The 5,737-nt window shown below is 47.1% G+C and carries 4 protein-coding genes; all 4 read right to left on the bottom strand.

Annotation, left to right across the window (positions count from 1 at the left end; genetic code table 11):
- The coding region (locus PX636_RS20685) for a glycosyltransferase (RefSeq protein ID WP_288118624.1) at positions 1–983 on the bottom strand (983 nt) is incomplete at its 3' end.
- Positions 984–1,056: 73 nt separating this feature from the next.
- Positions 1,057–3,735: a methyl-accepting chemotaxis protein gene (locus tag PX636_RS20680; protein ID WP_288118622.1), complete on the bottom strand. Its 2,679-nt coding sequence runs from the start codon at positions 3,733–3,735 to the stop codon at positions 1,057–1,059.
- Positions 3,736–3,824: 89 nt separating this feature from the next.
- Positions 3,825–4,355, bottom strand: coding sequence for a chemotaxis protein CheW (locus tag PX636_RS20675; protein WP_002798117.1), 531 nt, complete (start codon positions 4,353–4,355; stop codon positions 3,825–3,827).
- Between the two features lie 91 nt (positions 4,356–4,446).
- Positions 4,447–4,812: a response regulator transcription factor gene (locus tag PX636_RS20670; RefSeq protein WP_002798118.1), complete on the bottom strand. Its 366-nt coding sequence runs from the start codon at positions 4,810–4,812 to the stop codon at positions 4,447–4,449.
- Positions 4,813–5,737: the final 925 nt, after the last annotated feature.

Here is a 5,737-nt window from a genome sequence, read left to right as displayed (position 1 = left end):
GGTAGCCGGTGCAGTTGTTTGAGAACCAGTCCTAAATTATAGTAACCATCGGCATAGCTAGGATCAATTTCTACGGTTTTCTCAAAGATAGATAAGGCCGTTTCGTATTTTTCTGCTTCGTATAATAACCCACCTAAATTATTATAAGCACCCAGTTTTAATTTATCTAAAATTGGCTGCTTAATCGCTTTAATAAAATTATCGGCTGATTGCTTAAATTCCTCCACTGAATAATAATAATTAGCGAGATGATAATATAACTCGTATAAAATATGCGGATTAGAGCCATGGCATTTTAAACCGTGTTTGAGCAGCTTAAAACCCTCTTTATCCCTGCCAATCTTCAGATATAACCCTCCCAATTTACTACACACATAGGGATCGTGAGGATGTTGCTGATAAAAACCCTCCATCGCTTTTCTTGCCCGTTCAAACTTATCTAAGCTGGCTATTTTATCCACGGTGTAACCGTAGTGAAAGATAGCAATTTCTGGCAGTTCAACTATTTTCCAATTAGGCTCTTTTTTTAATAAAATAGCCACATTATCATCGATAATTGAGTGATAGGGACGGGTAAAAGTGACCTGAGGATGTCGGCGAAATAGCCGCGAAATTAGAGAATAAGGTGATTGTATGGCTCCGATTTCATGGCGGATTAAATTAATCACTAAATTTTCCTCTTTTTCCATTGCCCGACGCATTTTCGGTACGATAGCGGCATTTAATTCCTCATCAGCATCAAGGACTAAAATCCAATCGCCAGTAACATATTTTAAAGCCTCATTTCTGGCATCGGAAAAATTACCCCGCCAATCGTAGCTAGGAACTATGGCACCGTAACTTTGAGCAATAGCAATCGTATCATCGGTCGAACCCGTATCCATAACGATCATCTCATCCACCACCCCTTTAACGCTATCCAAACAGCGCCGGAGATTTTCGGCTTCATTTTTGACAATCATGCAGAGACTAAGTTTAGGCATAACTTTACTCACTCTAGCGGTCAATCTTGAGGGATAGCGGCCAATCAATAACCGACTGATTAGCGCTCACCGATTATCGATCATCCTCTGAGTCTACCTTAAACCGTTCTACCGAAGAAAGCAGCTCCCGGGAGATACTCACCAATTTTTGCAGAGAACCCGCCACCCGTTGGGATTCTTGGGAAGTTTCCTGAGCGGTTAACTCCACCGACTGCATAACTTGGGCGACATTGAGGGAATTTTCCCGTTGTTTGACCGTATCGGCGGTAATCGATCGCACCAGCGTATCGATGCGATTAGAAACTTGGATAATATCTTCTAGGGACTTCTTCGCCTGTTCCGAGCGCTCGGTGACATCGATAACCTGTTGAATCCCTTCCTCCATCGCCGTCATTACCGAACCCGTTTCCGATTGGATATGTAAAACGATCTGTTCAATTTCCTTAAGCGATTTAGCGGCTCTATCGGCCAACTGACGCACCTCATCGGCCACAACCGCAAAACCGCGGCCCGCCTCTCCTGCTCGCGCCGCTTGAATCGAGGCATTAAGAGCCAATAAATTGGTCCGCGAGGCAATCTGAGAGACTACCGCGACAATTTTCGAGATTTCCTGGGAAGCTTCCGCCAAACGCTTGACTTTTCGCGCCGTTTCTGATACGGTCTCGCGGATTTGTAGAATTCCCGCCACGGTTCTTTCCACGGAATCGCCCCCCTTCAGGGCGGTAATCGAGGAAGTGCGAGCGACTTCTTCGGCTTCTCTGGCGTTTTCCGCCACCCGTTGAATTGAGTCGGTCATCATCTGTACCGAATTAAGGGTGACGGCCAATTCCTCCGCCATCCGCAGGGCATCGCTAGACTGATTGCGGGCGAAAGATTCACTATTGGTACTGCCTTGATTCACCTGTTTTGCCGCTTTTTTCACCTGTCGGACAATTTCGCGCAGGTTTTGGATAGTCAAATTAAAAGCATCGGCCACCGCCCCTAAAACATCGGCGCTTACCTCCGCTTCCACGGTCAGATCCCCCCGAGCAGCTCCTTCCACATCATCGAGAAGTCGAATCACTTGCCGTTGTAAGTCTTCCCGTTCCCGTTCCGTTTCGGCGGCGCGGCGTTGGGCTTCCGTGGTGGTAGTTACCACCACCCGAGCCATCTGATTGAAACGATTGGCCAGTTGACCGAATTCATCTTCCGAGTAGATCGTCGCTTTAGCGTTAAAATTACCTTCCGAGAGATGATCGAATTGGCTTTGCAGATCGTTGAGACTGCGCTTAATCTGACTAATTAGCAACTGTAAACCTAGCCAAGTCAGGGCCATGGTTCCCAGTCCGGTTAATAACATCGTGGTTAGTACCGGTTGACTGAAGGGGGAAAGACTGGCTGAGGCTGGCGGTTTCGGGGCCGGTTTGGGGGCAACATTTTCGGTTTTTGCCTGGCTATTCGGGGCTGGTTTGGCAGCCAAGAGCGTAGAAAGCCAAGAGGTGGTACTAACGGCAAAAATTATGATCACAGGGGTAATACCCGCTAAAGCCCCTAGGATTAGTTGTTTTTTGCCTAAAGAAGCGTTGACAAAAAAGCCTAATTTGCCCGGATTGACTTCCACCACTGGCTTGAGCAAGTGCTCGGAAGCATGGGTAAGATGACTATCTCTTTTGTCATTGGGGGTTTTTAGACGAGAAGGATTAAAACTAGGCTCTCCCACACCAGAACTGGCATTAAGGTGCGCACTGGGTTCGGGGAGAAAACCACCACTTAAAGCTTCCCCCCCCGAAGGGGTAAATAGCTCCCAGTCCCCCAGTCCTTGAACCGTATCCGTCAGAGCCAGTGGGGAAAAACCGTCTAAATCCTCATCATTGAGTTCTGGTTGCCCAAAATCTCCGGTTTCGTCTTCCTCGTCTCTTTGTTGAGTGACTCTGCCCTGATTAGGGCCAGTTTTTGCCCCTTGTGGGTGGGTCGATTCCAGGTCAATGGCAAAAGTGCTTTCTTCTAGGGTATCCCTATAGGATAACTCCTGATCTCTACCGGTGAGGGGATTTCCCCCCAGAGCAGAGGAAACCATAAAAGTGGCTTCTCCCGTTGACCCTAACTCACCGTCCCACCCTTCCTCCAGCGAGTCAATCTCCGCCGCTTCTAAAAAGGGGAAAGGGGCTTCCCCCTCCGCCGAATCGCTAGACCACTGGGAACCGTGAGAGCCAGGGCCCGGCAGGGTAAGGGAACTAAAGGCGGTTTCCTCCGATTCCTCAAAATCATCGTCATAGGAATGGACTTTACTTACCGTAGGCTCGCTGGGATCCTCCTCATTGAAAAGACTACTATTCCAATCCAGCCCTTTTTTTTGTCCATCGGGGGCAGCCCCTTGCGACTTCCAGGAGCGAGAACGGTTAAAACTTTGACTTGGATCGAAAGCTGCCTCGCTGTAGGCAATGCTTTCCGTAGCAGCGATCGTAAAATCTCCCTCCTCGGCTTCAAAACGCAATTGCCGAATCTGATCGAGACCACGCTGGGCATAATCGACTAGATCGGAGCTAGTGGGAGAATTTTTAGCCAATTGCAGCACTTTTTCGTAACGTTCCTCCGCCAATCTGTATTGTTGTAGTCCTAGATGAATGTGACCCTGTAAAAGCATGACATTGGCATCCTCGGGATACTTGCTGATCATCTCTTTGACAATGACGGCGGCATCCTCAAGGTTGCCCTGGCAATAGGCGGTGTTAGCCTTTCTATAAAGTTTTGCGTATTCTGTCCCTGACGGCATTTGCCCCTCCCCTAGTAAAGTTAAATGAAGTAGTTAGTAGTTTCAAGAAAGAATTCCTATAAATCCTATTCTGCTATTTTTTTCAGGTTTTAAGCTGCCCAACGGGCAAAACGGAGTATGGCCAGATAATCGAGTAGTCTTAAGGTTTTTTTTGATTCTTGGCCCAGAATCCACTCTCCCTGCACATAGAGGGCGATCTGATCGGGAATACTGGCGGCACTACCTAGTTTATCTGGGTCGAGCCATTCCATATCTCCCAAACGTTCCACCGCTAAACCGAGGATCGTTTCCTCTTCTTTGATCGCAATTATGGGAATTTCGGCTCGATCGGTGTTTAAGCGGCTGCTATCCCCCAAAAATTGCCCGAGATCCGCCACCCAGATCACTTGACCCCGGAGATTGATCGTGCCGAGGAGCAAGGGTGAAGCATTGGGAATGGGGGTAATGCGATCTAGTGGTTGCTGTATTACCTCGCAAATTCCCACGGCACTAAGGGCAAACTCGTCCTGAGAGGGTAGATAAAATCGCAAGTACAGTTCACCGACGGGAGTTTGTAATTCCTGATTGTCGGGGGCGATATTTTGAGCGTTACCAGCAAAAAAATCGGCGTTGTTAAGCATGAGTTTAGTTCTCTTGCAACTAATAATTCGGGCGGCGTTTTTAGCTGTCTTGACCTATGCCATAGCTAGACTGTCCCCGGTGAGGGCGATTTTATCGGCGCAACAGTTGTTTAATGGTATAAATGAACTCAATCGGTTCAAAGGGCTTGACAATGTAGGCATCGGCTCCGATTTTCATGCCCCAATAGCGATCAAAGACTTCCCCTTTCAAGGAACAAATGACCACCGGGACATTTTTGGTTTTTGGATCCGACTTGAGACGACGACACACCTCATAACCATTCATGCGGGGCATGACGATATCGAGGACGACGAGATCCGGATTGGCTCTCTGAATATGTTCGAGGGCTTCCACCCCATCCGTGGCGATCGTGACCTTAATGCCGCTATTGCGGAGTAGATCACAGATCAGTTCCCTTTGCGTTTGGCTGTCTTCTACCAGCAATATTTCGCTCATAACTCCCTACCTAGCTAGGCTGCCAAGAACAACAATGGCAAAAGATGCCCGATAATAGTCCCCGTTGACCGGATGCTCGGAAATTTCTCTCATTTTTGCCTCCAACGCAATCTGAAATTTATCAGGGGTTTCTCTCTAAACAAGGACTTGATTCACCCTTTCGGGTTTCATCTCTATAGTTCCCAATTCCACCGTTAAAAACCACCGGCCAAGAGATTTTTTTCGGGTTTGGGGGTTGGGTGTGAGGTTTTAGGGTGTTGGGGTTTAGGATTTTAGTTGAAATTCCTCAGTAAAATACTGCGAATCTCGCTCTCATTGCAGCTTCCTTCCATAATTTCTCGGAATCTCCCCCAATAGACCCTATTTCTTTTAGTCTAGGACAAGCATTTATCTTACTTGTGAGGTACAAAGTATCGGGTTTTGGGGAAGGCTGGAACTGGGGAAGGCTGGAGCAGTAGCTGGTCGTCTGGGGATGATGCCAAATGCCGTCATACTTCATCTTGATGAGAAACGCTCTCTTACACCAAATCCGTTTTTAATAGTGTGATTAACTCTCAAGTTATCAATTGTTTCTCCCTGCTCCCCACTCCGCAGCTCCAGCGCTCCCTTCTCCCCACACCCCACTCTCCTATACCTTTTAAACAGGATTTAGTATTACCTCCTCTTGTCACTAATAATAAATCTGATAAGCTAATTATGTAACATATTTTTCAGTAAGCTTTACTGAATTTAAACCAGCCCTAGAGATTTTTAGTACAAAAGTTCTAGCTCCCTATCTTTGCTTGTAGCTCTCATGCCGTCTTAACCGATAATTTAGATGTGTGGTCAGCTTATTCAAACTGCAGCCAGAGGTAAAAGGGGTCAGAAAACATCAGCCGATTTATGATATGGACTGCCAAATTTTTTGAGACTAGGTCAGTAAATT

Origin of the sequence: Microcystis sp. M53598_WE2 (genome assembly GCF_030067735.1) — a bacterium.
In the GTDB taxonomy this organism is placed as follows: Bacteria; Cyanobacteriota; Cyanobacteriia; order Cyanobacteriales; family Microcystaceae; genus Microcystis; species Microcystis aeruginosa.
This window is presented reverse-complemented; position numbering and strand designations above follow the sequence as displayed.